Annotated in this window: 27 protein-coding genes; 12 read left to right on the top strand and 15 right to left on the bottom strand. The window is 40.1% G+C overall.

The genetic code is table 11. The annotated features are described in order from the left end of the window. Positions 1-10: 10 nt before the first annotated feature. Positions 11-955 (bottom strand): IS110 family transposase, encoded by a 945-nt coding sequence (locus HY817_04710; GenBank protein ID MBI4836532.1) that lies wholly within the window; start codon positions 953-955, stop codon positions 11-13. Between the two features lie 296 nt (positions 956-1251). Here HY817_04710 and HY817_04705 point away from each other — a divergent pair, with 296 nt between their 5' ends. Both HY817_04705 and HY817_04700 read left to right on the top strand, forming a co-directional pair. Beyond that, on the top strand, positions 1252-1959 hold the full coding sequence (locus tag HY817_04705; GenBank protein MBI4836531.1) for a class I SAM-dependent methyltransferase: 708 nt from the start codon (positions 1252-1254) through the stop codon (positions 1957-1959). A gap of 43 nt (positions 1960-2002) precedes the next feature. Next, on the top strand, positions 2003-2878 hold the full coding sequence (locus tag HY817_04700) for a hypothetical protein (protein ID MBI4836530.1): 876 nt from the start codon (positions 2003-2005) through the stop codon (positions 2876-2878). Here HY817_04700 and HY817_04695 read toward each other — a convergent pair. The 9 genes from HY817_04695 to HY817_04655 all read right to left on the bottom strand — a co-directional run bounded on the left by HY817_04695 (position 2826) and on the right by HY817_04655 (position 11896). Beyond that, entirely contained in the window at positions 2826-3053 is a 228-nt protein-coding gene (locus HY817_04695) for a YtxH domain-containing protein (GenBank protein MBI4836529.1), read from the bottom strand. The two genes, HY817_04700 and HY817_04695, sit on opposite strands and share 53 nt — an antisense overlap. Before the next feature lie 45 nt (positions 3054-3098). Further along, a complete protein-coding gene (locus HY817_04690; protein MBI4836528.1) occupies positions 3099-3368 on the bottom strand; it encodes a hypothetical protein in 270 nt (89 codons plus the stop codon). A 34-nt stretch (positions 3369-3402) separates the two neighbouring features. Beyond that, complete coding sequence (gatB, locus tag HY817_04685) at positions 3403-4833, bottom strand: Asp-tRNA(Asn)/Glu-tRNA(Gln) amidotransferase subunit GatB (protein ID MBI4836527.1); 1431 nt, start codon at positions 4831-4833, stop codon at positions 3403-3405. A gap of 9 nt (positions 4834-4842) precedes the next feature. Further along, positions 4843-6312 (bottom strand): Asp-tRNA(Asn)/Glu-tRNA(Gln) amidotransferase subunit GatA, encoded by a 1470-nt coding sequence (gene gatA / locus HY817_04680; protein MBI4836526.1) that lies wholly within the window; start codon positions 6310-6312, stop codon positions 4843-4845. 5 nt (positions 6313-6317) lie between these two features. Then, positions 6318-6608 (bottom strand): Asp-tRNA(Asn)/Glu-tRNA(Gln) amidotransferase subunit GatC, encoded by a 291-nt coding sequence (gene gatC / locus HY817_04675; protein ID MBI4836525.1) that lies wholly within the window; start codon positions 6606-6608, stop codon positions 6318-6320. Positions 6609-6663: 55 nt separating this feature from the next. Next, on the bottom strand, positions 6664-7752 hold the full coding sequence (locus HY817_04670; GenBank protein ID MBI4836524.1) for a M23 family metallopeptidase: 1089 nt from the start codon (positions 7750-7752) through the stop codon (positions 6664-6666). A 149-nt stretch (positions 7753-7901) separates the two neighbouring features. Continuing rightward, entirely contained in the window at positions 7902-9428 is a 1527-nt protein-coding gene (gene rny / locus HY817_04665) for a ribonuclease Y (GenBank protein ID MBI4836523.1), read from the bottom strand. Positions 9429-9486: 58 nt separating this feature from the next. Then, positions 9487-11445: a penicillin-binding protein 2 gene (gene mrdA, locus HY817_04660; GenBank protein MBI4836522.1), complete on the bottom strand. Its 1959-nt coding sequence runs from the start codon at positions 11443-11445 to the stop codon at positions 9487-9489. Next, a complete protein-coding gene (locus tag HY817_04655) occupies positions 11438-11896 on the bottom strand; it encodes a hypothetical protein (protein ID MBI4836521.1) in 459 nt (152 codons plus the stop codon). Before HY817_04655 ends, mrdA begins: the two co-directional genes overlap by 8 nt. A gap of 57 nt (positions 11897-11953) precedes the next feature. Here HY817_04655 and HY817_04650 point away from each other — a divergent pair, with 57 nt between their 5' ends. Continuing rightward, the gene (locus HY817_04650; protein ID MBI4836520.1) at positions 11954-12415 is read left to right on the top strand and encodes a YbhB/YbcL family Raf kinase inhibitor-like protein; all 462 of its coding nucleotides are present in this window, start codon (positions 11954-11956) and stop codon (positions 12413-12415) included. Here the strand turns inward: HY817_04650 and HY817_04645 are convergent. Both HY817_04645 and dnaE read right to left on the bottom strand, forming a co-directional pair. Then, entirely contained in the window at positions 12408-13208 is an 801-nt protein-coding gene (locus HY817_04645) for a rod shape-determining protein MreC (protein MBI4836519.1), read from the bottom strand. The two genes, HY817_04650 and HY817_04645, sit on opposite strands and share 8 nt — an antisense overlap. Then, entirely contained in the window at positions 13189-16626 is a 3438-nt protein-coding gene (dnaE, locus tag HY817_04640; GenBank protein MBI4836518.1) for a DNA polymerase III subunit alpha, read from the bottom strand. Before dnaE ends, HY817_04645 begins: the two co-directional genes overlap by 20 nt. A 126-nt stretch (positions 16627-16752) precedes the next feature. On the opposite strand from dnaE, the gene HY817_04635 reads away from it, so the two are divergent. The 9 genes from HY817_04635 (at position 16753) to HY817_04595 (ending at position 22024) form a co-directional block, all read left to right on the top strand. After that, positions 16753-17079, top strand: coding sequence for a histidine triad nucleotide-binding protein (locus tag HY817_04635; GenBank protein ID MBI4836517.1), 327 nt, complete (start codon positions 16753-16755; stop codon positions 17077-17079). Between the two features lie 141 nt (positions 17080-17220). Then, a complete protein-coding gene (gene rpsU, locus HY817_04630; protein ID MBI4836516.1) occupies positions 17221-17418 on the top strand; it encodes a 30S ribosomal protein S21 in 198 nt (65 codons plus the stop codon). Between the two features lie 40 nt (positions 17419-17458). Beyond that, entirely contained in the window at positions 17459-17920 is a 462-nt protein-coding gene (ybeY, locus tag HY817_04625) for an rRNA maturation RNase YbeY (GenBank protein ID MBI4836515.1), read from the top strand. A gap of 64 nt (positions 17921-17984) precedes the next feature. After that, positions 17985-19208, top strand: a complete 1224-nt coding sequence (ftsA, locus tag HY817_04620; protein MBI4836514.1) for a cell division protein FtsA — start codon at positions 17985-17987, stop codon at positions 19206-19208. A gap of 93 nt (positions 19209-19301) precedes the next feature. After that, entirely contained in the window at positions 19302-20543 is a 1242-nt protein-coding gene (gene ftsZ / locus HY817_04615) for a cell division protein FtsZ (protein ID MBI4836513.1), read from the top strand. A 3-nt stretch (positions 20544-20546) separates the two neighbouring features. Beyond that, entirely contained in the window at positions 20547-20840 is a 294-nt protein-coding gene (locus tag HY817_04610; protein MBI4836512.1) for a YggT family protein, read from the top strand. Beyond that, positions 20837-21064: a DUF167 domain-containing protein gene (locus HY817_04605; protein ID MBI4836511.1), complete on the top strand. Its 228-nt coding sequence runs from the start codon at positions 20837-20839 to the stop codon at positions 21062-21064. Before HY817_04610 ends, HY817_04605 begins: the two co-directional genes overlap by 4 nt. Before the next feature lie 145 nt (positions 21065-21209). After that, positions 21210-21599 (top strand): HAD hydrolase family protein, encoded by a 390-nt coding sequence (locus HY817_04600; protein ID MBI4836510.1) that lies wholly within the window; start codon positions 21210-21212, stop codon positions 21597-21599. 17 nt (positions 21600-21616) lie between these two features. Continuing rightward, a complete protein-coding gene (locus HY817_04595; GenBank protein MBI4836509.1) occupies positions 21617-22024 on the top strand; it encodes an HAD hydrolase family protein in 408 nt (135 codons plus the stop codon). On the opposite strand, the gene HY817_04590 is transcribed toward HY817_04595, so the two are convergent. The 3 genes from HY817_04590 to HY817_04580 are packed head-to-tail and all read right to left on the bottom strand — an operon-like array spanning position 22021 to position 23311. Further along, positions 22021-22824 carry a hypothetical protein gene (locus tag HY817_04590; protein MBI4836508.1) on the bottom strand — a complete coding sequence of 268 codons (804 nt, stop codon included), beginning with the start codon at positions 22822-22824 and terminating at the stop codon, positions 22021-22023. The two genes, HY817_04595 and HY817_04590, sit on opposite strands and share 4 nt — an antisense overlap. 42 nt (positions 22825-22866) lie before the next feature. Further along, positions 22867-23097, bottom strand: a complete 231-nt coding sequence (locus HY817_04585; GenBank protein MBI4836507.1) for a type II toxin-antitoxin system HicA family toxin — start codon at positions 23095-23097, stop codon at positions 22867-22869. Between the two features lie 4 nt (positions 23098-23101). Next, positions 23102-23311: a type II toxin-antitoxin system HicB family antitoxin gene (locus HY817_04580; protein ID MBI4836506.1), complete on the bottom strand. Its 210-nt coding sequence runs from the start codon at positions 23309-23311 to the stop codon at positions 23102-23104. Positions 23312-23453: the final 142 nt, after the last annotated feature.

The following is a 23453-nucleotide window of genomic DNA, read 5'->3' as shown; positions in this document are numbered from 1 at the left end:
ATAAGACTAACTATATTGTCAAAGGTGTTCGTTTGACATAGAGACGGTCATGTTTGATGAGGGAAAAAATACGTTCACAGAGCTTACGGATAATAATAACGATGACATGCCTGTAGGATTTGCCTTCAGCCCGTTTCTTTTCGTAATACACTTTCAGTTCAGGATCATGGATGCGAGCAATGCAAGCAGCTAAAAACAATGCTTTTCGTAAGAATCTGTTCCCTCGCTTGGTAATCCTGCCTCGAAAACAGGCGTTACCAGACTGTCGAATCACGGGATCAATACCGACATACGCTTTGAGTTGCTTGGCTGCATCAAAGCGTCGAACATCTCCTGCTTCAGCACTAATAATAGCAGCGAGCGCTTTGCCACAACCTGGAATGGAATCGAGGATTTCTTCTTGTCTATTTTGTTGCTTTGTAGCTTCTTCCATGAGTTTGTCGGTTTGCTCTTCAATACTTGCAGTTAAGTTGCTCAAGACTAGTTGGAGCTTTGTGACATCCATTACTTGTGCTTTTTGTTTGAGAGCATGTTGCATGCGTTTCAAGTCAGCAGCCATACCAACAAGTTGTTGTTGGAGTCGTAAAGTAGTCTTCTTCACTTGCTGAATAGTGTCGACGGTAACAAGAGTACCTACATGTTGTTGAGCCATTGAAGCTAACAGTTCGGCATCTGAAGTATCTGTTTTCTTGTTGCGAACGGTAGAACGAATAGCTCGTTTGGTAAGCAGAGGGTTACTTAACCGAAGAGGAATCTGAGCAGCAAGAAATTCCTTACAGAGTAACAGGTGATAATCTCCTGTGGACTCGCAGAGTGCTTCAACAGGATCATGGTGAAGTTGTTGGTGAAGAATAAAAGATTGAATACCAGTACTGGTATTGGGGAAAGAAACAGCACCACTACCAAACGAAGCACACAGAATATCCTTGGCAACATCTATCCCAAGATAGCGCATAGCATAAAAGTTATTTATAATTTGCAGGCACATGGGAAACCTACTGGCTACCATCTCGTGAGCAATACGAGTCTCAAAACTCCACTAACTCATTCGTAGCACCAGTGGGACCACAGTCTTATGCCGCGAGACAGGATTCTCCAGGATGAGGACGTGGCTCCCATGTTTGCTTGCTTTTTAAATATACTCAAAAAGCCTCATAACAATATACGAGTATCAGGATAAGATTAGAAAGTTAGTTGGGGGCGTTTGTGATGAAAGTTTTAGCTGCTAGAGTGGCTATGTGTAATAAATATATGCTTGCTTTTCTTCATGACCCATCTACGCAGTTAATCTTGGAATTCTTTCACGTTGATGTCGCTCAATTAGAGTTGCTTTGGGATATGCCGCTGTCTGTTCAAGAGGTGATAAGAAGTATTATTGCTTATGATGAAAGGGAAAAAGTAGCGCAAGAAGGTGCTGTAACTAAGAAAGACCGATTTCACCATATTCGGGCTTGGCCAGTAGAGTTTGATACAGCTTGTTTGCTCTATCTTTTGGTACGTTACTTTAAGCCCACAACAATTCTAGAGTGTGGTACTTCATTTGGTGTTTCAGCAATTGCTATGGCAAGCGGGCTTAAGACGAATGGCTTGGGAAAGTTAGTAACAGTAGAAGTGTCTAAACTCAAACATGAAGCTGCTTGGCAAAACTTTGTGGCTGCAGGGGTGGAACAATATATTGTTCAAGAAAAGATGGCTTTTGATCAGTATCTGAAGAAAAGTACCGTGCAATACGATATGGTTTTATTAGACTGTGATCGGAGTCGCTATAGTTTTTATTTTGCCACTCTTTTACCAAACTTTGTGCCGCAAACTTTGTTGTTGGCAGATAATGCCATTGATAAGGCAAAAGATATGGTTCCTTTGCAAGTAGCATTGGATAAATGTCGATGGCAACATCGTGTGATGAAAGTTGGTGATGGATTGTTAATCAGCAAATATCCTGGACAAGGAGGTAGTTAATTAAGACAAAAAACGGTATAATGAAGAGAGGTTTGTTAGGAAAATGAATACAATAATAAAAACACATAACGAAGAAGGCATTTCTCGGCCTAGAGCAGTGGCACATGCATTACGAGTTGCCCAATTGCTCGCCAAACAGAAAAGTCAAATGGCTGCAGCAAGCAATCTGACTGTTTTACATGAACAGAATCTTTATCTGACTGGAGCCATCCTTTATTTTATGATTTTGCGCATTGAGCACTGTAGTGAAACGCAAGCTTGTGATCCAAGCAAAAGTGCGCTTTTTTATTGGTTAGATGATACTTTTCGCAGAGCAGAAATGGTAAGCAAGCAAGGCCAAGAAGTAAGAGCCCAGTTGCAGAAAGAAAGGGGCGATATTGTCGCTTTTTTGTGGGAAAAACAGCCTGCTTTTGAAGAATGGGCCAATATTCTTCATACGATTACTCCCTATGATTTTGTGCTTAGTAGTATACCCCAAGCAGGCCGCTTAGTTGTGGAGCATTTTACTTTATTGAGTAGAGTGAATTATCATGAGCTGCTCCAATACTTATTGAGGCAATACAGTAGTGATGGGACGGAATTAATAAAGTCGTACCGAATGCACAATCAGCTATTGGAAGCGCGATTATTGATGCGTAGTATAGTGTCTATGCGTAGCTTAGCTCGTGGTTTTGGCCAAGCTGCTTTATTTCATCAAGATTATTTAATAGCTGCTGAAAGCTTTGCTTTTTCCGGGGATCTATTTAATGAGCCAATCAGAAAAAAATTCTTGTCCTTTGTGGAACAAGAGGAGAACATTCATCCGGAAACCTGTGAACATATTTTGGCTTACCTTGACCTGGCAAAAGTAGATTGGTTTGCTGTGCTTAAACAGACTTATCAGGAGGCTTTTTCCAGAGACGCTGGATTAGATTCTTAGTACTAGCAGAAAGTTTATTGCTAAATTTACTGCCTTTGACATAGAGCTCTTGAGATGACTTTTTGATATCTTCTCGAGTTTCTTTTCCGCTTTTGGGAGCGAACATAACAGCTAAAATAGAACCAATCGCACCACCGACTATAGTACCAACAATGAATTTATCGCGTTTACTCATAAAAAGGAGATTATATTAGCGTTGACTTTAGTGCTGTGAACTATCTTATACTTCATCATCATCTGCTGCCTTTTTGCTACCTTTATGCTGAAGCATATTTACTATGTGATGTACTTGTTCAGCTACTTGCATAGCGATTTTCATCGGTTTTGCTACAAAATATTCTACATTTTCAACTGCATTCTCAGCTTTGGTTGCCATTTTGTTCGCCTTCTTAAGCAATTGGATGATTTGTACCAGAATGATTCCTAATAATACCAACAAAACACCGCCTAATACAGTAAGGATATAATTGATGGTTTCTAATGATGGCATAGGAATGAAATTAAAATTTAAGAATTATTAGTAATTAGCTACGTAGGACCTGCAAGAGGATTTGATTCACTTTGCCGGGATTAGCTTGCCCTTGGGTTTCTTTCATTACATATCCTACCAATGCCCCAATGGCTTTGGGATTGCCTTTTTTCACATCAGCGGCGGCATGGGGTAAGGCGGCAATGGCAGCAGCACAGATCTTTTCTAGGGTATCGTTATCACTTACTTGTTTAAAACCATGCTCCTCGATAATTTGCTCAGGATCTTGGCCGCTTGCCAGCATTAATTTAAGTACTTCTTTAGCCATTTTGGTTGAGAGTACATTGCTATTAATCATGTTGGCCAGTACTGCTAATTGTTGAGGCCTGGTTTTCAGATCTACTAAGTTTGAACCACTTTGATTAAGGTAACCAATAATATCAGTGGTGAGCAAGTTACTTGCAGTAATAGGGGCATGCGTATGGGTAATCATGCTTTCAAAAAAATGAGCAAAATCGAAATCCTGGCTAATAATACGTGCCTGATCAGGATCAAGCCCAAATACGGTGGCGTATCTTTGTTGCTTTGCTTGAGGAAGCTCAGGTAATTCGGCTTTTTTCTGATTGATTTCCTCGCTTGAAATATGAAATGGGGGAATATCTGGCTCAGGAAAATAGCGGTAATCAGCTGCTACTTCTTTTGATCTTTGACTCTCGCTAATTTCTTTATCAGCATCCCATCCTCGGGTTTCCTGGGCCACACGACCATTAGTATCGAGAATCTTTTGCTGTCGTTCCATTTCAAAAGTGATCGCTTTTTCTAAAGAACGAAAGGAGTTGAGGTTTTTTACCTCTACTTTGTTACCAAACGCTTCTGTGCCCTGAAGACGAAGAGAAATATTTAAGTCAAAGCGCATCATGCCTTTTTCCATATCCGCGTCAGATACTCCGACAAAGCGCATTATCTGCTGTATGGTACGAGCATATTGGCTAGCTTCTTCTTTGGAGCGTATGTCAGGTTTGGAAACAATCTCCATCAATGGTGTACCCGAGCGATTATAATCAACCATGGTTTCACCCGCAGTATGTACTAATTTGCCGGCATCTTCTTCAATGTGTAAGCGTTCAATGCCAATTCTTTTTTTTGTGCCATTAACTTGAATTTCCAGGTGGCCTTCGATAGCAATTGGCTCGTCATACTGGGTAGTCTGAAAGCCTTTCGGCAGATCAGGATAAAAATAATGTTTACGATCGAATTTGCTCAAGGGAGGAATGGTACAATTTAAAGCTAATCCAGCTAACATTCCTTTACTGATAGCTTCTTTATTGGTAACTGGCAGGGTACCTGGGAAGCCCATACATACCTCACATACATTGCTATTTGCCGGTTTATTGAATGAATCATTGTCACAGCTGCAAAACAACTTGGTCTTGGTATTCATCTGAACATGTATCTCTAAGCCGATAACAACTTCGTATTGGTTCATAGCAGAAGATTAAACAGTGAGCGTGGGACTTTCTAGATGGAAATTGGTTCTTTGCTGATAATGATAGCCTAGATGTAAGAGGCGTTCTTCAGTGAAAGCGGGACTGAGTAATTGCATGCCAATAGGTAATTTGTCTGAAGTAAACCCACACGGTAATGCTAAGCCAGGAATACCGGCGAGAGAAGAGGGGATAGTAAGAGCATCTGCCAGGTACATTTGTAGAGGGTCGGCACTTTTACTACCGATATCAAATGCTGGGAAAGGTGCGACTGGCGCTAATATTACATCGACTGCTTGAAAGGCAGTATTAAAATCATTGCTAATCAAAGTTCGTACTTGCTGCGCTTTTTTGTAATAAGCATCATAATATCCTGCGGAGAGCACAAAGCTGCCGATCATGATTCTTCTTTTCATTTCATCGCCAAATCCTTGTTCGCGAGTTTGCAGATAATATTCTTCTAGTGACAAAGAGCTATCCTTTGCGCCCGGGCCAAACCGGATACCATCGTATCTAGCCATATTGGAACTAATTTCCGCTGGTGCAATGACATAGTATACTGATATAGCATACTTGGTATAAGGCAGTGAGATTGGTACCAAAGAGCAGCCCATTTTTTCCCATTCTTTGGCAGCATTTTCTACTGCTGTCTTTACTTCCGGTGTTAAAGCTTCAGTGAAGTACTCTTGGGGAATACCGATACGCATTTTCTCAAATGGCTTTTTTGTTTCCTGACTGTAATTTTTTACTGGTACATCTGGTGTAGTACTATCTCGATGATCGTGGCCTGCTATTGCTTCAAGTAAGTAAGCACAATCTTCGGCTGATCTTGCCATAGGTCCTACGCTATCTAGAGATGAGGCCATGGAAATTACGCCAAAACGAGAAACTCGACCATAGGTAACTTTGAGTCCGGTAACATTGCAAAATGCAGAAGGTAAACGAATTGAGCCCCCGGTGTCAGTGCCAATAGAACCCAAACAGTGTCCTGCCGCTATACTGGCTGATGAACCACCGGACGAACCGCCAGGAACTTTCTTGGTATCCCAGGGATTTTTGGTGGTACCAAAAGCAGAGGTTTCCGTTGAGCCTCCACAAGTAAATTCATCAGTATTTACTTTGCTAATTAAGACGGCACCAGCTTTTTTTAACTTTTGAGTTACAGTGGCATCATAAGGCGGAATAAATGTAGCGAGAATATGTGATGCTGCAGTAGTTCTGGTACCCTCGGTACATACTACATCTTTTAAACTCAAGGGAATACCGTCAAGCATGCCCAATTCTTCCCCATCGGCCAATCTTTGTTCAGCTAGTCTCGCATCAACAAGGGCACTGTCTTTCATTACCGTAATCGAAGCGTTAATATTCGGATCGGTTTCATTAATTCTTTGTAAACAATGCTCCACCAATTCGGTAGGACTGATCTTACCCTCCTGAAGGAGATGATGAGCTGTGGCGATGGTGAGATTAGAGTATGACATGAGGATTAGGCAAAAACAGAGGGAACTACAACATGGTCATTATCCACAGATAAGGGCGTACAATTGAGTAGTTTTTTTTGTATGGTTGAGCCAGAGACAATATCGGGGCGCATAACATTGGTTAGTCCTGTCACCTGTCGAGTTGGTTGAATATCACTAGTGTTGACTTCCTGTAAATTTTCTAAGTAGTCCACAATATTATCTAATTGGGGACTGAATTTTGCCTTTTCTTCTGCTGTTAGGGTCAATTTAGAAAGGCGAGCGACAATTTCAACACGATCACTAATAGTACTCATAAGATGGAGCTTACGTGCCAAGTATAGAGCATTACTTTCTAAAGTAAATGTGCTGCTATAAATAATTCATCGGATTGGCCTTCTTTCCGTTGACAACCACTTCAAAGTGAAGATGTGGTCCTGTGGACTGGCCTGTAGTACCCATTAAACCTAATCCTTCACCGCGTTCTACATGGTCACCGACAGCAACGCCTACTTTATAAAGATGAGCGTAAATTGTTTTAATGCCGTTACCATTATCAATGATCACGTGATTACCGTAGCCACCTCCCCAAGTACCGACTGAAGCTTTGATTACTGTACCTGATTCAGCTGCGTATATAGGAGTTCCTTGGCTATTAGCACAGTCTAGGCCCCAATGAGGTATTCGAGGATTGAAGCCTCGAGTAATCACTCGACATTTAGCTGGCCAAGTAAATGTACCACCTGTTTCTGGAGCTGAATCAGCGGGGGCGCTACCATAGCCACCATTGGTGGCAGTGCTTTTACGCGTGGTGTTCTTTGTTACCTTAGGAGTAGTGACAGTAGCTGGAACTGCTCCGTTAGGAATGATTAATTCATCGCCAACTTTTAAATCTTTGTCGCTAGTGATGTTGTTCTGATACATAATCAGCTCTCCTGGTACTTGGTATATGCCGGCTATCTTGGCTACACTATCGTCTTTTTTTACGGTGTGAAGTAGGCCAGTGACTGGCAAAATCTTTAACTTTTGACCAGCCTCAAGAGTTGCATTCTTTTTTAAATTATTGGCATTCATTATTGTGGAAGCACTGATCTGAAACTTTTCAGTTAGACGTTCAATCGTGTCTCCTGGTTGGACAATATATTCAGAACTTTCAGTAGTAATTTCGGCATTGCCAATGAGTGGTTTGTCAATATAAATACTATCAAAATCAACATATTCACTATCAATAGAATAGTCAGCTTGAGTGATCAATTGCATAAAATTGAGCTGGCCGGTAGAAAGCAATAAACCAATTACCATGATAACAGTAACTTTTCGATAAACACTTAAGTGTTGTCTTTTCCAAACTTGCTTTAAGAAATGGATGAAATCTTGGAAGCTAGGAATGCGGTCATGTTTTTGAGCTCTACGATAAAACGTTAGTCGTTTTTTTAGCTTTACTAAAAACTTTTTTCTCATAAGAGTTTAGTTCGAACAAAATCCAAATTTACTGGCCCAGTCTACCAGAAATGAGCCATAATGACTAGGGTAATGGCAAGCACTCAATATTAGCGACCAAATTATGGGTTCAGATCACTCTGAGCTAACGAGTTTAAATGCCAAGCTTCTTAGCGTGCGTATTCAATAATTCTGGTTTCTCTAACTACATTTACCTTAATTTCACCAGTGAAACCACTGCTCTTTTCTACTTCTTTAGCTAAATCGTGGGCTAGTTTGTAGGCTTCAGTATCAGATACTTCACTAGGATTTACGATTACACGTAATTCTTTGCCAGCTTGAATAGCAAATGCTTGTTCTACCCCAGTAAAAGTCAGGGCTGTTTGTTCTAAATTGGTCATTCTTTGGATATGCTGTTCTAGACTTTCTCTTTGAGCTCCTTGTCTTTCATGCGAGAGAATATTGGCTATATAGACAATAATACCTTCAATTGAGGTAAAGGGGACTTGACCGTGATGTGAGGCGATAGCGCTAATAATTGCTGGTTGAACATGATACTTTTTACAAATTTCCTGACCAATTTCACTATGATGACCATCGATTTCTTGGTCTAATGCTTTGCCAATATCGTGGAGGAGGCCAGCCCGTTTTGCAATGTCCACATTTGCTCCCAACTCGGTAGCGATGGAGCCTGCTAATTTGGCTACTTCAACTGAATGTTTTAGGATATTTTGACCATAAGCTGTTCGAAAACGTAAACGCCCCAAAAGTTTAATCATTTCGCTGGGTAGTCCTGTGATACCTAGCTCATAGACGACTTTTTCGCCAAATTCCTTAATCATTTTACTGACATCTTCACGGGCTTTATTTATTGTCTCTTCAATTTTTGTCGGATGAATACGACCATCTGCTACTAGTCTTTCTAAAGCTAATTTGGCGACATATCTACGGATCAAGTCGAAACCAGAAAGAATTACCGCTCCTGGCGTATCATCGACGATAAGATCAACACCGCTTAACTTTTCAAAAGCATTAATATTTCTCCCTTCTCTACCAATAATTCTACCCTTCATTTCATCATTGGGGAGGGGAACAGTGGTAATGGTAGATTCAGCTATACTTTCTCCATAATAGCGTTGCATAGCTTCAGCCAATACATTTTTCACCTGTTCGGCAGCATTTTCTTTGGCATCATGAACAATTTTTTCAATGTGTTGGACTAGGGCTTCTTGGTTTTCCTGTTCGACTTTTTTAAGTAAAGTTTCTCTTGCTTCACTAGGTGATAGTGAAGATATCTTGGCCAGTAATGCATCTGCGTCTTTTTGCTTTAGATTGAGCGTTAGTTCTTGTTCACGAAGCTTAGCAAGCTCAGTACTGAGTGTCTGTTCTGCTTGGTGCAGTTGTGAGGCCTTCTGCTCCACTTCTTTCTCTCTTTTTTGTTGTTTTTGTTCTAATTCTTGCAAACGTTTTTTACGTTCTTGCTCTTCTCGGTAAAGAGAATCAAGTAACCTTTTACTTTGTATTTCTGCTTCAGTAAGAATTTTTTTCTCCTCTTCCTGAGCCTGCTTTAAAATTGATTGTGCCTGCATTTCTAACTTAGATACTTTAGTTTTTCGTACTCGATATAGCACCAAAAAAGTGACGAGAACACCTAAAAGTAAGCCAAGAATTCCTGTTGCAATAGCTTGAATTGGCATAGAGTATACTTAAACACTGATGGCACTTTATGGACCTATAGCGCGATTGTCAAACACTTTATCTATACTTATTACCCCACCACTGTAAAAGCTCTTTCGCAATAGGCACGGCTGCTTCACCACCTTCACCTCCGCCTTCTACCATAACAGTAATTACTACTTCTGGATTTTCGTAGGGAGCAAAGGCGGTAAACCAGGCATGAGTATTTTGATTGTTGTTGAATTGAGCTGTGCCAGTTTTCCCTCCTACTTCAAAAGGTAATGTGCGGAGACTTTTTGCCGTTCCTTTATCACTATAGATTACGGCATGCATACCTTCTTTTACTTTTGCGATGGTCTCAGCTTGGAGAAATTTTTCTGCGATCACTTGAGGTTCTTTTTCGGAGCTGTTGGCACAATTAGTAATTGCTTTGACAATGTAAGGTTGATAGAGCTTGCCATTAGCGGCAATTAGACTGGTATATCCAGCTACTTGCAAAGGGGTGGTGAGTAAATATCCTTGGCCAATAGCATAGTTGTATGTGTCACCAGTTACCCATGATGCATGTAATAACTCATTTTTCCAATCAGGTGTTGGCACAGTACCTGATTGTTCGCCTGGCAAGTCAATACCAAGTGTTTTACCCAAGCCAAAACTTTTGGCCATATCGCTTAATGCGTTTACCCCTAAACCACGAAATTTTTCAAAGCCACCAGTAACCTTATAAAAGAAGGTGTCGCTCGATGCAGCAATGGCTTCAATAATATTTAATTGTCCATGTCCCTCTTTTTTCCAATCTTTATAGATGAAATGTTCAGTGGGATTAAATTGATTGGGCACGCTGATGAAGCCGGGAGCCTCTATTTTTTCTTCGGCGGTAACAATATTATTTTCTAGTATGCCGCTAGCAGTTACTATTTTAAAGGTTGAACCTGGTGGATAGGTACCACTAATTGCGCGATCGAGAAAGGGGGTGTTTTTATCTTTCAAAAGTTGTTCGTACTTTTCTGTTTCCACCTTTCCTTTGATGCCATCAGCAAATAAGTTGTTATCGAAATCAGGAAGACTTACTAAACTTAGTATTTGGCCATTTTGAGGATTCATAATAATGATTGAGCCGCCAGTAGCATTGGTTCTTCGAATTGTTTGTTGCAATAACTCATAACTTTTTTGATTGAGATCACTGTCTAAAGCTGTGACCAGATCACAGCCATTTTCTGGCTCTGAGGTAAATAATGTGTCTATTTTTGTGTGTTTGGCATTAACGACAATTTTCTTCTCGCCATTTCTGCCGCGTAAATACTTTTCGTAAACTTTTTCGATGCCACTTTTCCCTACCGTAGTATCAATCGTATACATCTGTGATTCTTTTTCCCATTCATACTCATTGATGCGGTTTAGATAGCCCAAAGCATGGGCTAAGCCCTGACTAGCGCTGAGGTAATGTCGAGAAAAATCCTCAACTACTAATACCCCTGAGCTTTGATTGGTGAATGTGCTGAGTACTTTTAATTTAGTTTCATGATCAATATTACTTTTAATAGTAATTGGTGTGTACAAAAAACGATACTTTTCTACTGTTTGAGCGATTTCCTCCTCAGGAATATTGAGAATGTTACTTAAGGTAGTAAAAGTTGTAGCACGTTCTAGTTCGTTTTGAGGTAAATCAGCAGGAATAACCGCAGCGTTGTCATGAGGAATATTTTCTACCAATTGTTTACGATCCCGATCATAAATAATGCCACGCAAAGCTCTAGTTACGTAGACACGAAGGTAATTTTGTTCCCCTCGAGCATAAAGGTCTGAACCAATAACTAATTGCAGGTAACTTAAACGTAGTAGTAGGGCGAATACGGTAGCTAGGATAATCCATTTTAGGATGCGAAATGATGTTTGGAAGCCTTCACTGCTATCGGGTAGTAGTTTGTCCTGTGGAGTGTAGAGAACATCTTGCCAAGCATCAGTGTCTGGTACCGAGGAATGTACTGGTCTATCGTCATCAAAATAGCGATCGAAAATGCGCCATCGTTTATTCATAGTTTCTACCTAAGGCGTTAAAATAGCGTTGATACGCCTCACCTAGCACTTTTGTTGGGACTAAGGTAATGGCAATAAAAAACATATGTTTAATAGTAAGTAAAACATTACTGGTAATGGGGCTATGACTAAATACTAGTTGAATAATTAAGCTGGTAAGTAAACAAGCCAGGAAGAATGGAGGGATAGAGACTTTTCGATTATTGGTTAGGCTTCTCAGGATAAAACTGATGCTAATACCTAACCATATTTGTAAAAAGAATTGCCATTGATATTCAGCTGCAACTCCTAATGTTGTATAGCCAATGAGGATAATCAGGCCTTCACGAAGACTGAAAAAGTGAGCTGCTAATAGAACAGTCCACATTGGTAGTAAACTTTGCGGAAACCATGTTGCAGAAATAAGAAATGTCCCTAGAATGATTATTAGGCGAAATACTGAGCCACGCATAAAAAAATTTCACGGTCGTAGTATATCATACCGTTAGAATCTTAACTTAATTGCTTTATGAAAATTACCAGTCCCGCCTTTCTCCCTGGTGATCCTATTCCTGAGCGATATACTTGCGATGGACAAAATAAAAACCCGCCATTAGTTTTCTCTGATATTCCTTCATCAGCACAGAGCCTTTCTTTAATCATGCATGATCCTGATGTGCCGCTTTCATTACGTGCTGATGGTAATTTTGATCATTGGATTTTGTTTAATATCGACCCTACTTGTCATGCCATATCCGAAGGAGCTGTCTCTCCACCAGGCCAATCTGGCAATAATACTCGAGGACAAGCACAATACACTGGTCCCTGTCCTCCCGATAAAGAACATCGTTATTTTTTTACCCTATATGCTTTGGATTGCCGATTAGACTTGCCTCAAGGAGTTTCTCGAGCTGAATTGGAAGCTGCTCAAAAGGGACATATTGTCGCGCAGGCATTTTTACTCGGTACCTATCAGCGAAAAATTAATTAAGTACTACAAATACACTGTCTAAATTTTGCGTATCGACATTTGGTCGAACCAATAAAGTGAGGTAGGTATCTTGATCACTGCTAATATCTTCAGTAACTGAGCCGATCAGAATGTCATTGAAATTTTCTAACTCTTGACCGGTAGTAAAGACATTGTCGCCTCTAGTAATAGTGGCATTTTTGGGGATTTGGGTAAGATGTAGTATACCAAGGCCGATAGTGCCTTTAATTAGTCCCTTGGTTTTAGTACTTTGCAAATAGCTGTAAAAGACGCTATTAGGATCCGTAAGTAGACTCATTTCAGCTGAATGTTCGGATACTTTTTCAATTTTCCCTACTAAAGCATTATTAACTACTACTGGTAATCCTGGTCTAAGTCCTTGATTGGTGCCAATATCCAAAACCAAGAAACGAGAAAAGCTACCTGGCTTCTCGCCAATTATATGGGCCAGAGCAAGGCTCCTTTCGTGTTTTTTTTGAATGCTCAATTGAGAGCGTAATAAATCATTCTCCTTAGCTAAAAGGCTAATCTCTGCAAGGGTGGTTTTTAGTCGTTCATTCTCACTTTTTAGAGCGATCACTTCACCATCAATATCCTGAGTTAAATAAAACCAAAATTGTCCTGAAGCTACTTTCAAACGATAGAGCGAGCGCTCTATCGGGATCAGAATATTGCCTAAGGTCTTTAGTGGTTGACTAATGAGAGGAATGAAATGTGCGCCGATGCCTAGCAGCACTATTCCCGTGGCAATAATAAGGTACTTTAAAAAATTTTTATTGGCTGAACTGCGCATGAAAAGCTTGTAATGTTTGGCGAAAATTAGAACTCAAATCAATATGATCAGGTAAGTGAATAATAGTTGATTTATGCAATGGTGTCACAAGTTCTAATTGTACTGGAATAGTACCGGGGAATTTACTTAAAACTTGTTTAAGGTCGCTTAATTGTTCACTAGTAATGCTTGCTGGTACTTGGATAGTGTAGGGCTCTTGGCGGTGGAAGTGTTTTTTTACTTTGTCTTCTTTTAAGACTAATGGAGTGAGGCTATCAATCAAAAACTTTGCTGTATCACTTTGGCCTCCACTGCGACGATCACGAAAACTAATGGTGCCTGATGCTGTCACTAGAGCATCTTCCTGACAATTTTCTTGGCATGCTTCCATCGCTTTTGCGAAGATTATCCCTTCAATTTTACCAAAAGGATTTTCTAATTCGATAAAACACATTGAGCTGCCATTTTTGGTCAGAATTCTTTTCATTTGCATGATCATCCCACTCACTTTGATTTTTTTACCTTCAAAATTAAGATTAATTTGATCTAATCGTGGCGTTTCTTTTGCCAATGACGCTTTCAAGTGATCTAAAGGATGTGCAGATAAATATAATCCCAATGCTTCTTTTTCCCAATGCAATACTTCTTGTTGAGAAATCGGTTGGGGAAGAGGGGCAAGTTTGAAGGGGGGAAGGTTTAGTTCAACTATTTCCCCAAATAATGAGTCAGCTGGCGTGTCACGCACTTTGCGCAATTTGGCTAAATGGCCTACTAGATCGTCTAAGTTGTGCATCAGAATATCAGCAGGTGCTAAATCAATGAAAGCATTTGCTTTGATCAGAGCTTCGAGGCTTTTTCTATTGAGCATGCTGGGGTCTATTCTTTCTAAGAAATTTTGTAGTGAAGTGAATATGCCGCCTTGTTTGCGAACAGTAACAATATGTCCAGCAGGTACATCGCCGAGGTTTTTGATTGCTCCTAAAGCGAAGCGAATATCGTTTTCATTTTCCACCATAAAATTAACTTCAGAGTTATTGATAGATGGTGGGTGAATGGTTAATCCGAGAATTTTCGCTTCTTCAATTTCAATGACGATTCTTTCTGTATCACCGCGATCGCAACTCAGCAAAGCAGCCATGAAGGCTGCTGGATAGTGACTTTTTAAATATGCCGTTTGATAAGCAATCATGGCATAACAAGCGGCATGAGATTTGTTGAAACCGTAGCGGGCAAAAGGTTCAATGAAATCCCAAATTTTTTCAGCCACTTCCTTTGCTTTTCCTCGTGCGTGGGCTTTGTCGATGAACTTTTGTCTTTGTTCCATTAGCAACTCTTTGATTTTTTTACCTACAGCGCGGCGTAAAATATCAGCTTCGCCATAGCTGAAGCCGCAAAATTGGCGAGCAATTTCTAACACTTGCTCTTGGTAGACAATAACGCCATAAGTTTTTTTCAGTATTGGTTCCAGTTCTGGATCTAAATACGTTACTTCTTTTTGGCCATTTTTGGCAGCAATAAAGTCAGGTATGGCTTCCAAAGGACCAGGACGATAAAGTGAAATCATAGCGATGATGTCCTCGAAATTTGTCGGTTTAAGTTCTTTTAAATAATGTTTCATCCCTTGGGATTCTAATTGAAACACACCAGTGGTTTTCCCTTGAGCTAAGAGCTGATAACTACTTTCATCTTGAGTGTCTAAATGTTGCCAGTCCAAATCGACATGATAGTGAGCGGCAATAATTTTGGCGGTGTCAGCTAAAACGGTTAAATTTCTCAAACCCAAAAAGTCCATTTTGAGTAATCCTAATGCTTCTAATGGTTTCATGGCATACTGGGTAACTATGCCTTCTTCTTTGCCAGCTGTATTCTTTTGCAATGGTGAGTATTGGACTAATGGTTCTCCAGAAATAACTACAGCTGACGCGTGAGTTGAAGCATGTCTGACTACACCTTCAAGTTTTAAGGCCAAATCCCATATTTGTTTATGAGTTAGATTCTTCTCTAAAGTTTCTTTTAGTAAGGGTTCTTGCTCTATTGCATCTTTCATTTTTGTACCTGGTTTGGTAGGGATTAGTTTTGCTAATATGTCCACTTCTTTGTAACCACAACCAAGTACTCGACCGACATCTCTAATAGCAGCCTTTGCTCCCATAGTACCAAAGGTAATAATCTGTGCGACACAATCTCGGCCGTACTTTTCAACCACATAGTTAATTACTCGTTCGCGGCTATCATCAGCAAAGTCAATATCAATATCAGGGGGAGAAACACGTTCTGGGTTAAGAAAGCGTTCAAATACTAAATCATGTTCTAATGGATCAATGTCGGTAATGCCAAGAACATAGGTAACCATCGCTCCTGCAGCTGATCCACGTCCAGGACCCACAGCCACCCCATGGGTTTTTGCCCAATGGATAAAGTCCCATACAATGAGGAAATAAGAAGGAAAGCCGGTTTTATTGATGATCCCTAATTCGTAATCAATGCGCTTAATAATCTCCTCTGTCAGGGGGTCTCCGTATCTTTTTTTAGCACCTTCAATACACAACTCATATAAATATTCAGGAACGGTTAGACCTGGCGGACATTGAAAGGGGGGTAATAAATTTCTGCCTAGGGCTATTTCTATATTGCATCGGGCAGCAATCTCATTGGTAATGTCACATGCTTGAGGAATGTCGCTGAATAGAGCACGCATCTCCTCTTCACTGAGTATTGCATAATTACCATCATAGCGAGGCCGATTAGGATCACTAATGAGTTTTTGATTTTTGACACAGATGAGAGCATCGTGAGCCTCACGATCATTAGTGGTTGGGTAATGGGAATTATTTGTTGCCACCAATTGAATAGTTAATTCTTGGGCAATAGTTAATAATTGCTGTTCGATATTTTTTTCGACTTCTAAACCGTGGCGATTTAATTCGATAAAATAGTTGTTCTTACCAAAAAGGTCCTGATACTTTTCTGCCACTTTCTTGGCTTCATTATAGCTTTTATGAATAATCGCTTGGCCTAGCTCGCCATTGTAATCACCGCTGAGAGCAATGAGTCCTTGATGAAATTCATGCAAGAGATCCCAGTCAATTAAAGGCTTTTCAAAAGAACCTTCCAATTGGCCCTTAGTAACAAGTTGCATGAGATTTTCATAGCCCTGATTGCTTTCTGCAAGCAACACTAACTGATAGGGTTTTCTTTCCTCATCAGATCGATCGAAGCGAGATCTATGAGCCACATACAGTTCTGCACCTAGTATTGCTTTAATATTATAGCCCTTGGCTGCTTGATAAAAATCGACAGCGCCATACATTACACCACTATCAGTAAGGGCAATAGTATCCATATGCAATTCTTTGACGCGACCAATGATGGCATAGGGAGATCCCAGTGCATCTAGCAGACTATAGTGACTATGAACGTGAAGATGAACAAAGGCCATGAGAAATGACAAATTCCAAATTACAAATTACAAATGAAACGGAGATTAAGCAATGTCGCAGAGCTTGCTTCTTTGTTCCATAATTCGTAATTTGTAATTCGTAATTCGTAATTCGTAATTTTTTCTATGGATTGTATTTTTTGTAAAATTGTGGCCAAAACTGTTCCGGCAAAAGTTATTTATGAAGATGACCTTATATTGGTATTTCATGACATCGCTCCTTCGGCTCCTACTCATATCCTTTTTATCCCCAAAAAGCATATTCAGAGTCTACATTATATTGAGGAAGGCGACAAAGAGCTGTTGAGTCATTTATTGCTAAGAATAAAACAAATTGCTCAAGATGTCGGTATCGCCGCAGCGGGATATCGAGTGCAGACCAATATTGGTCGTGATGGTGGCCAGGTGGTGCCACATTTGCATTGGCATTTGTTGGGGGGAAAAAAGTTATAATAAACAACAAAGAATCATTTGAAAATCTATGAATTAAAATAGCGACTGTAAGGGGGGCTTGCTACATTCTTGCCAAATGAGCGCTGGCACAGTAAATTGTAATGGCAATAATTTTTAACACTTTTGAAAGGAGGTGTTTGTATGACGTACGTTTTACGACAAAATAATGAATCGGTAGAAAAAATGCTCGGCCGCTTTCGTCGCTTGGTGATGAAGGAAGGCGTGATTAATCGCATGCGTGCCCGTAAACATCATGCTTCTAAGCCCAGTAAACGCCAACAAAAGCTTCGCGCTATGTATCGGACAGAAAAATTAGCTGAAGCAAGTGAGCAACAGTAAGAAGTTAGAAGGCAGAAGGCAGGGGGCAGAAGTTGTGTTTGTGCCTCGGTCTGCATTTGAACCTCATGTTCAAGAAGTGATACTCGCTTCTTGGCGTGAGGTTTCTTCGTGGTTTTCTGATCAGTATAAGTCTGGCAGTCTGGAAATATATCTGGTGAGTGATAAAAAGATGAGAATATTAAATAAACAATATAGAGATTTAGATAAGGTGACTGATGTGATTTCTTTGGATTTTGGTGAGGATCCTCTTGAAGGTAAGATGGGTGTTATTTATTTGGCACGTGGGCTAGTGAAAAAAATAGCTGATCATTTTGGTCATTCTGTGGCTGATGAAATTGTCTTTCTTGTCGTGCATGGAATACTGCATGTTTGGGGTTATGACCATGAGAAAAAGAGTGATGAAAAGAAGATGCTGGCAGCGACAAAAATAGTATTACAAAACTTTCCGCAGTATACACCAATGCTTGCTACCTATAAGCCCCGAAGTTTAATTGACTATTGATTGCATTGCCCTATACTAAAGCCGTGATTGGGTCCTGTTTTGTTGTATACTTTATTCCTTGCTCATGGCAAAAGAGCGTGTTATTACCGCCATTGATATTGGCAGCACGAGAATCCGTGTCATTGTCGGTTTAGTTGGTGCTGGAGAAACCAGAGTGCCCCAAGTCGTTGGGGTTGGTGATGCTCCTAGTCATGGTATTAGGAAAGGCCAAATTATTGATATTGAAGAAACGATTAATTCTATCGCTCAAGCGGTAAGTGATGCTGAGCGTATGGCTGGATCTCCTGTCGATCATGCTATTGTTAATTTGGGTGGGGTAGGAATGAATATGATTACTAGTCGAGGATTTATTTCTATTGGTAGACAAGATGGCGAGATTCATGCAGAAGATATTCATCGAGTATTAGAGGCTGCTCAAGCGGTTTCTATTCCTCAAACGCAGAAAATTATTAAAGTAATTCCGCGTGCTTTTACTGTGGATGATCAGGTGGGTATTAAAGATCCTGTAGGTATGACTGGTATTCGACTTGAAGTGGATGCTTTGATTATGACGGCCCCTCAGGCTGCGATGCGTAATATTATGAAATGTATTCATCAGGCAGGTATTGATGTTGATGATTTTGTGCCCTCTATGTTGGCATCTTCAGAAGCTGTTCTTTCTCGGCGTGAGAAAGAGTTGGGCGTGGCTGTAGTAGATATTGGGGGCGGATCGGTGAATATTGCTGTTTTTGAAGAAGGTGCTTTATTGCATACAGCAGTATTGCCAGTCGGTGCTGGACATGTGACCAATGACATTGCTATTGGTTTGCGTACTTCAGTTGATACTGCTGAAAAAGTGAAAATCGAGTATGGTACTTGCTTGGCTGGTGAAGTGCGTAGTAATGAGATAATTGATTTGGCTCTTTTGAGTCATGTGGATACCCAGCAAGTTTCTCGCCAACTTTTAGCAGAAATTATTCAGGCCAGAATGGAGGAAATTTTTGATTTAGTAGGGAAAGAGTTTCGTAAAATTAATCGTGATGGCTTATTGCCAGCTGGTGTGGTACTGACTGGAGGAGGTGTGAAGGTTCCTGGTTGTGTAGAGATTGCGAAGCAAATGTTGAATCTTCCGGTGCAAGTTGGTTATCCAGTGGAAGTTGAGGGGGTAGTAGATAATATTGACGATCCAGCATTTGCTACTGTAATTGGTTTACTGCTTTGGGGCATGCACAATGAACCGCAAGTGAAGCTACACAAAAGCACAGTGCTTACGGCAGTAAAAGATTGGTTTAGAAGCTTTATTGGCTAAAGTTGCCAATTTTGTATTTTTGTATTATAGTAACGCTTCAAAAAGTTTCACTTTCCTATTACACTTTAAAAAAAGATTTATTAATCTCTTTCTATGGAATCTAAGAAGTCATCTGCACCAGTATCGCAAGCAAGAATTTTTGTCGTAGGTGTTGGCGGAGGTGGAGGCAATGTGTTGAAAACGATGATTAAATCTCGTTTGGAAGGTGTGAAGTTTATTGCAGTCAATACTGATGCTCAAGACCTAGAGGCTTCTCCTGCTGAAGTGAAAATTCATGTTGGCGTACAAACCACTAAAGGTTTGGGAGCTGGTGCTAACCCAGAAGTGGGGAAAAAGGCAGCAGAAGAAAATATTGAAGAACTCAAAGATGCTTTAGCCGGTGCCGATATGGTGTTTGTTACTTGTGGTCTAGGTGGTGGTACGGGTACTGGTGCTGCTCCTGTCATTGCTCAAGTTGCTCGTGAAACGGGTGCCTTGACTATCGGTGTCGTTACTAAGCCATTTAGTTTTGAAGGACAAAGAAGAGCGCAGGTTGCTGAAGCTGGCTACAATGAGTTACGTGCTAATGTGGATAGTTTGATCACTATTCCTAATGATCGTTTACTAGCACTCATCGATCGAAAAACATCTATTATGGATGCGTTCGAAATCGTTGATGATGTTCTTCGCCAAGCAGTGCAAAGTATCTCTGATTTGATCAATATGCACGGTATGATCAATGTAGACTTTGCTGATGTGCGTTCAGTAATGAAAAATTCTGGATCTTCACTGATGGGTATTGGTTATGGTACTGGTGAAAATCGTGCTCTCGAAGCAGCTAAGGCAGCAATTGATAGTCCGCTTTTGGATCTTTCCATTGCCGGAGCTAAGGGCTTGTTGATCAATATTACTGGTGGCAATGATCTCAGCATGTTTGAGGTGGATGAAGCAGCAAAAGTGGTTGCTGAGTCTGCTTCAGAGGATGCTAATATCATTTTCGGTATGGTGATTGATGATCGTATGGCTGGTGAAATCAAAGTAACTGTGATTGCTACCGGATTTGATGCTAGTGATACTCAGGTTTTACCCCAAACAACTATTACACCTGCACGTCGTAGCTCCTCAACAATGAGCGATCCTTATAAGAATGCTATGGCAAAACATGGCAATTTCTTTGGCAAACAAAGTCATGTGTCACCAGTGGCAAGCATTGCTAAACAAAGTGCTTTTGGGGCTAAGCCAAATTCTATTTCTCCTAAGGTAACTCAATCACAAAGTGCTAATATACCAGCACAGCAATCTTCTGCCACCGATGAGTATGAGGTGCCAACTTTCCTTCGTCGCCAAGTGAAATAAGGCATGGCTACCTTTATTGCCTTCCTTATTATTTTTGTTAGCAGGTTAGAAGCAATTATCTCCTTTTTGGTCTTGCTGCGAATATTGTTGTCTTGGTTCCCCAATATTCGTGCTAACTTTTTGGTAAAAATAGTAGTTGATGTGACGCAACCGCTATTTGCTTTGGTTTATCGTTTTTTCCCTAGCTTGCGGAGAAATACAATAGATTTCTCGCCAATTATTGTTTTTCTGGGTATTCAAATAATCCGGGATATTATTGTCTATCTTTTGAGCCAATTACTAATAAAAGTGGCATGAAACAAATATCGGTGATTGTGAAGGCACATCCCAGAAGAAAAACTGGTGTCATAGGAATAGAATCAGATGGCAGCCTAATCGTTAGCTTGGCTTCAGAACGCTCTGAAGGGAAAGCTAATAAATTGCTGATTGCTGTGTTGGCTGAACATTTTCAAGTACCACCTACGAATGTGGAAATAATTAAGGGGCACCTAAGTAGCTTTAAGGTAGTAAAGATCAGTTGATGTAATTACTAGTAAAGACTAGGCCTGCAACTTAATAAAATGAAGTTATTGCTTGCTAATAAGTAAGCTGTGATGCCACTTGTTTGTTGCTAACGGAGTATGGATTCTTTATAATTTTTTCTTCGTAAATTTAAAACACTTCGGCATGATTAAGCTTGGTGATGCAGAGAGTAGATGGATGCGAGAGATTAATACGGTAGCTACTGATGTGGATGGTACCTTGACTGATGCCAGCGGTCACTTTTCTCCAGATTTTATTGCTGCTTTGCAACTCTGCCAACGCAATAATATTCGTGTGTTGCTGGTTACCGGTCGTCCAGCTCCTTGGGTACAGGGGATGGTGGAATACCTTCCTGTGGCTGGCGGTATCGGTGAAAATGGTGGTATTTTTTGTCCTAAAGAAAAAGAGGCCAATATGAGGTTGTTAGTTGGTGATAATGATGAATTACCGCTATTAGATTGGAAAAAGATAGAGGCTGATCGGCTAGCTAGGATGGCTATTTTTGAGATTCTGAAAAAAAGTATTCACAATTAAGACCAACAGGAGATTGTGTGGCAAGATTAACCGATTTCACTTTTCCTCTTGAAGGTCTCAATTATACTGATTTAATAGAAATTGAGCGATTATGTCAGGTGAATGGCTGGGGATTTACTTATAGTAGCATTCATGGGCATATCAAAGATCCTCACCAACATAAAGCTGCTGGGATTCGTAAGTTGATCCGACTGGCGTCAGAATTAAGAACAGAAGCGAAACAACTAATTACTGTTGGAGACAGTCGTAATGATCAAGAAATGTTTGATAGTAGCTTATTTCCCTATTCAGTAGGAGTTGCCAATATCGAGCGTCATTTGAACCAAATGCAATATCATCCTAAATATGTTACAGAAGCACCAGGTGCAGCTGGATTTTGTGAATTGATTGCAGCTTTAGTGAAAAATAAAAGGCAGCTTAGTTAAAACAAATTGTTCTTTAATGAATCGATGAGTTTTAAACAGATATGTTCTCTTCTGCTCTCAGTGAGAGCGTCTAATGATAGAAAGGGGATTTGATCTTCTATTTCCATAAGATATAAGCTGCCATCTGCCATACGACAAGCATCAATGCGTTGCAATCCGTAGGGGAGCTTATTCCAGGTAACGAAATTGGTTGCCCAACTTAATTCGCTTGTTGTTGGTTCGTACTCGTGTAATTCCCAGCGCTTATTGGGCCCAGCTGACAACAAAGTATAAGTAAGTCTGTCGTCGATAAAGTAAAAAGAAACTTCATCTTTCAAGTCCATCTTAGGTTGGATGAGATAATTGGTTAGATCTCTTTGTCCTAATTGGTCTGTGCCCAGCTCTTCTACTCCCCATGAAGAAGAACCATCCAAAGGTTTTATCATATATGTGTTTTTTTCTCCTAAGCTGGATAAGTCTTGTAAGTTGTTAATCGTGGGAATAACGGGAAAATGATTTTTATGCAAATCCACGAGATAGTGCTTGTCCTCCACATATCCTGAACGGTGTATCGGATTATAAAGTCTGACCTGGTGTTTGCGACATAGTATTTGCAGGTTCATCAAGTCATCTTTCAATATTCGACTCGGCCAAGCATTTCTTACTAGACAACTAGAGAAGTGTTGGATTTCTTGGCAAGCTTCTGCTGGCGACATGATGGTCACAGCGAAGTGGGATTGGAGGTAATTAGCTAGAAAGATATCTTCTTCGGGATCACTATTTTTAAAGTTAGTAACAAAAAGTAAAGCAGGAAGAGCCATAATAGATGGGGAAGAAACAGACTATTTATTTAAACACCTATGTTAACGCAATTTATCGAATTGTTCTAAGGAAACTTGGGCAACCCGTAAAATATTGCGAAATGTGCCTGGAGCCAACTCATCATGGTTGGGAACTATCAGAATATCCGTATTATTGAGTTTATGCCGTTTCAATTTTATATGGCTGCCTCTTTGTGATACTTGAACAAAACCAACTTTGTTAAGTATTTTTACCATCGACTTTCCTGATATAGATCGGAAAAATCTGGGCATTGTGCTAACTTTCTATATCGATGGAAGCGACCAATTGCATTTCTGGAGGAGGAGTATTGATTTGTTCATCTTCTAAGTATAACTCAATGGCTTCTTTGATATTTGCTTTTGCACTAGCTAAATCATTACCTTCTGAAAAGCAACCAGGTAAAGCTGGAACTAAAGCTGAGAATCTGCCATCTTTTTCTTGAGTGAATACTGCTAAATATGACATAGAGTTCAATAGGACAAACTCATTATATATATGAATGAGTTTATAGCCAATTAAGTATTAAAAATTTAATTCGGATTAAATAGCGTGAAGTTTGGGATTTGCTTTAACCTTTAGTGAGTAATAAGCTTTTTGTTAAAGTAAA

This window comes from Candidatus Abawacabacteria bacterium (genome assembly GCA_016207805.1).
In the GTDB taxonomy this organism is placed as follows: Bacteria; Patescibacteriota; Gracilibacteria; order RBG-16-42-10; family RBG-16-42-10; genus JACQZO01.
The sequence above is the reverse complement of the archived record's forward strand: the minus strand, read 5'-3'. Positions and strand labels throughout refer to the sequence as shown.

Coding starts and splice junctions, on each gene's coding strand:
- HY817_04710 (MBI4836532.1), bottom strand. CDS start 955: ATGCGCTATCTTGGGATAGATGTTGCCAAGGATATTCTGTGTGCTTCG.
- HY817_04705 (MBI4836531.1), top strand. CDS start 1,252: ATGCTTGCTTTTCTTCATGACCCATCTACGCAGTTAATCTTGGAATTC.
- HY817_04700 (MBI4836530.1), top strand. CDS start 2,003: ATGAATACAATAATAAAAACACATAACGAAGAAGGCATTTCTCGGCCT.
- HY817_04695 (MBI4836529.1), bottom strand. CDS start 3,053: ATGAGTAAACGCGATAAATTCATTGTTGGTACTATAGTCGGTGGTGCG.
- HY817_04690 (MBI4836528.1), bottom strand. CDS start 3,368: ATGCCATCATTAGAAACCATCAATTATATCCTTACTGTATTAGGCGGT.
- gatB (MBI4836527.1), bottom strand. CDS start 4,833: ATGAACCAATACGAAGTTGTTATCGGCTTAGAGATACATGTTCAGATG.
- gatA (MBI4836526.1), bottom strand. CDS start 6,312: ATGTCATACTCTAATCTCACCATCGCCACAGCTCATCATCTCCTTCAG.
- gatC (MBI4836525.1), bottom strand. CDS start 6,608: ATGAGTACTATTAGTGATCGTGTTGAAATTGTCGCTCGCCTTTCTAAA.
- HY817_04670 (MBI4836524.1), bottom strand. CDS start 7,752: ATGAGAAAAAAGTTTTTAGTAAAGCTAAAAAAACGACTAACGTTTTAT.
- rny (MBI4836523.1), bottom strand. CDS start 9,428: ATGCCAATTCAAGCTATTGCAACAGGAATTCTTGGCTTACTTTTAGGT.
- mrdA (MBI4836522.1), bottom strand. CDS start 11,445: ATGAATAAACGATGGCGCATTTTCGATCGCTATTTTGATGACGATAGA.
- HY817_04655 (MBI4836521.1), bottom strand. CDS start 11,896: ATGCGTGGCTCAGTATTTCGCCTAATAATCATTCTAGGGACATTTCTT.
- HY817_04650 (MBI4836520.1), top strand. CDS start 11,954: ATGAAAATTACCAGTCCCGCCTTTCTCCCTGGTGATCCTATTCCTGAG.
- HY817_04645 (MBI4836519.1), bottom strand. CDS start 13,208: ATGCGCAGTTCAGCCAATAAAAATTTTTTAAAGTACCTTATTATTGCC.
- dnaE (MBI4836518.1), bottom strand. CDS start 16,626: ATGGCCTTTGTTCATCTTCACGTTCATAGTCACTATAGTCTGCTAGAT.
- HY817_04635 (MBI4836517.1), top strand. CDS start 16,753: ATGGATTGTATTTTTTGTAAAATTGTGGCCAAAACTGTTCCGGCAAAA.
- rpsU (MBI4836516.1), top strand. CDS start 17,221: ATGACGTACGTTTTACGACAAAATAATGAATCGGTAGAAAAAATGCTC.
- ftsA (MBI4836514.1), top strand. CDS start 17,985: ATGGCAAAAGAGCGTGTTATTACCGCCATTGATATTGGCAGCACGAGA.
- ftsZ (MBI4836513.1), top strand. CDS start 19,302: ATGGAATCTAAGAAGTCATCTGCACCAGTATCGCAAGCAAGAATTTTT.
- HY817_04610 (MBI4836512.1), top strand. CDS start 20,547: ATGGCTACCTTTATTGCCTTCCTTATTATTTTTGTTAGCAGGTTAGAA.
- HY817_04605 (MBI4836511.1), top strand. CDS start 20,837: ATGAAACAAATATCGGTGATTGTGAAGGCACATCCCAGAAGAAAAACT.
- HY817_04600 (MBI4836510.1), top strand. CDS start 21,210: ATGATTAAGCTTGGTGATGCAGAGAGTAGATGGATGCGAGAGATTAAT.
- HY817_04590 (MBI4836508.1), bottom strand. CDS start 22,824: ATGGCTCTTCCTGCTTTACTTTTTGTTACTAACTTTAAAAATAGTGAT.
- HY817_04585 (MBI4836507.1), bottom strand. CDS start 23,097: ATGCCCAGATTTTTCCGATCTATATCAGGAAAGTCGATGGTAAAAATA.
- HY817_04580 (MBI4836506.1), bottom strand. CDS start 23,311: ATGTCATATTTAGCAGTATTCACTCAAGAAAAAGATGGCAGATTCTCA.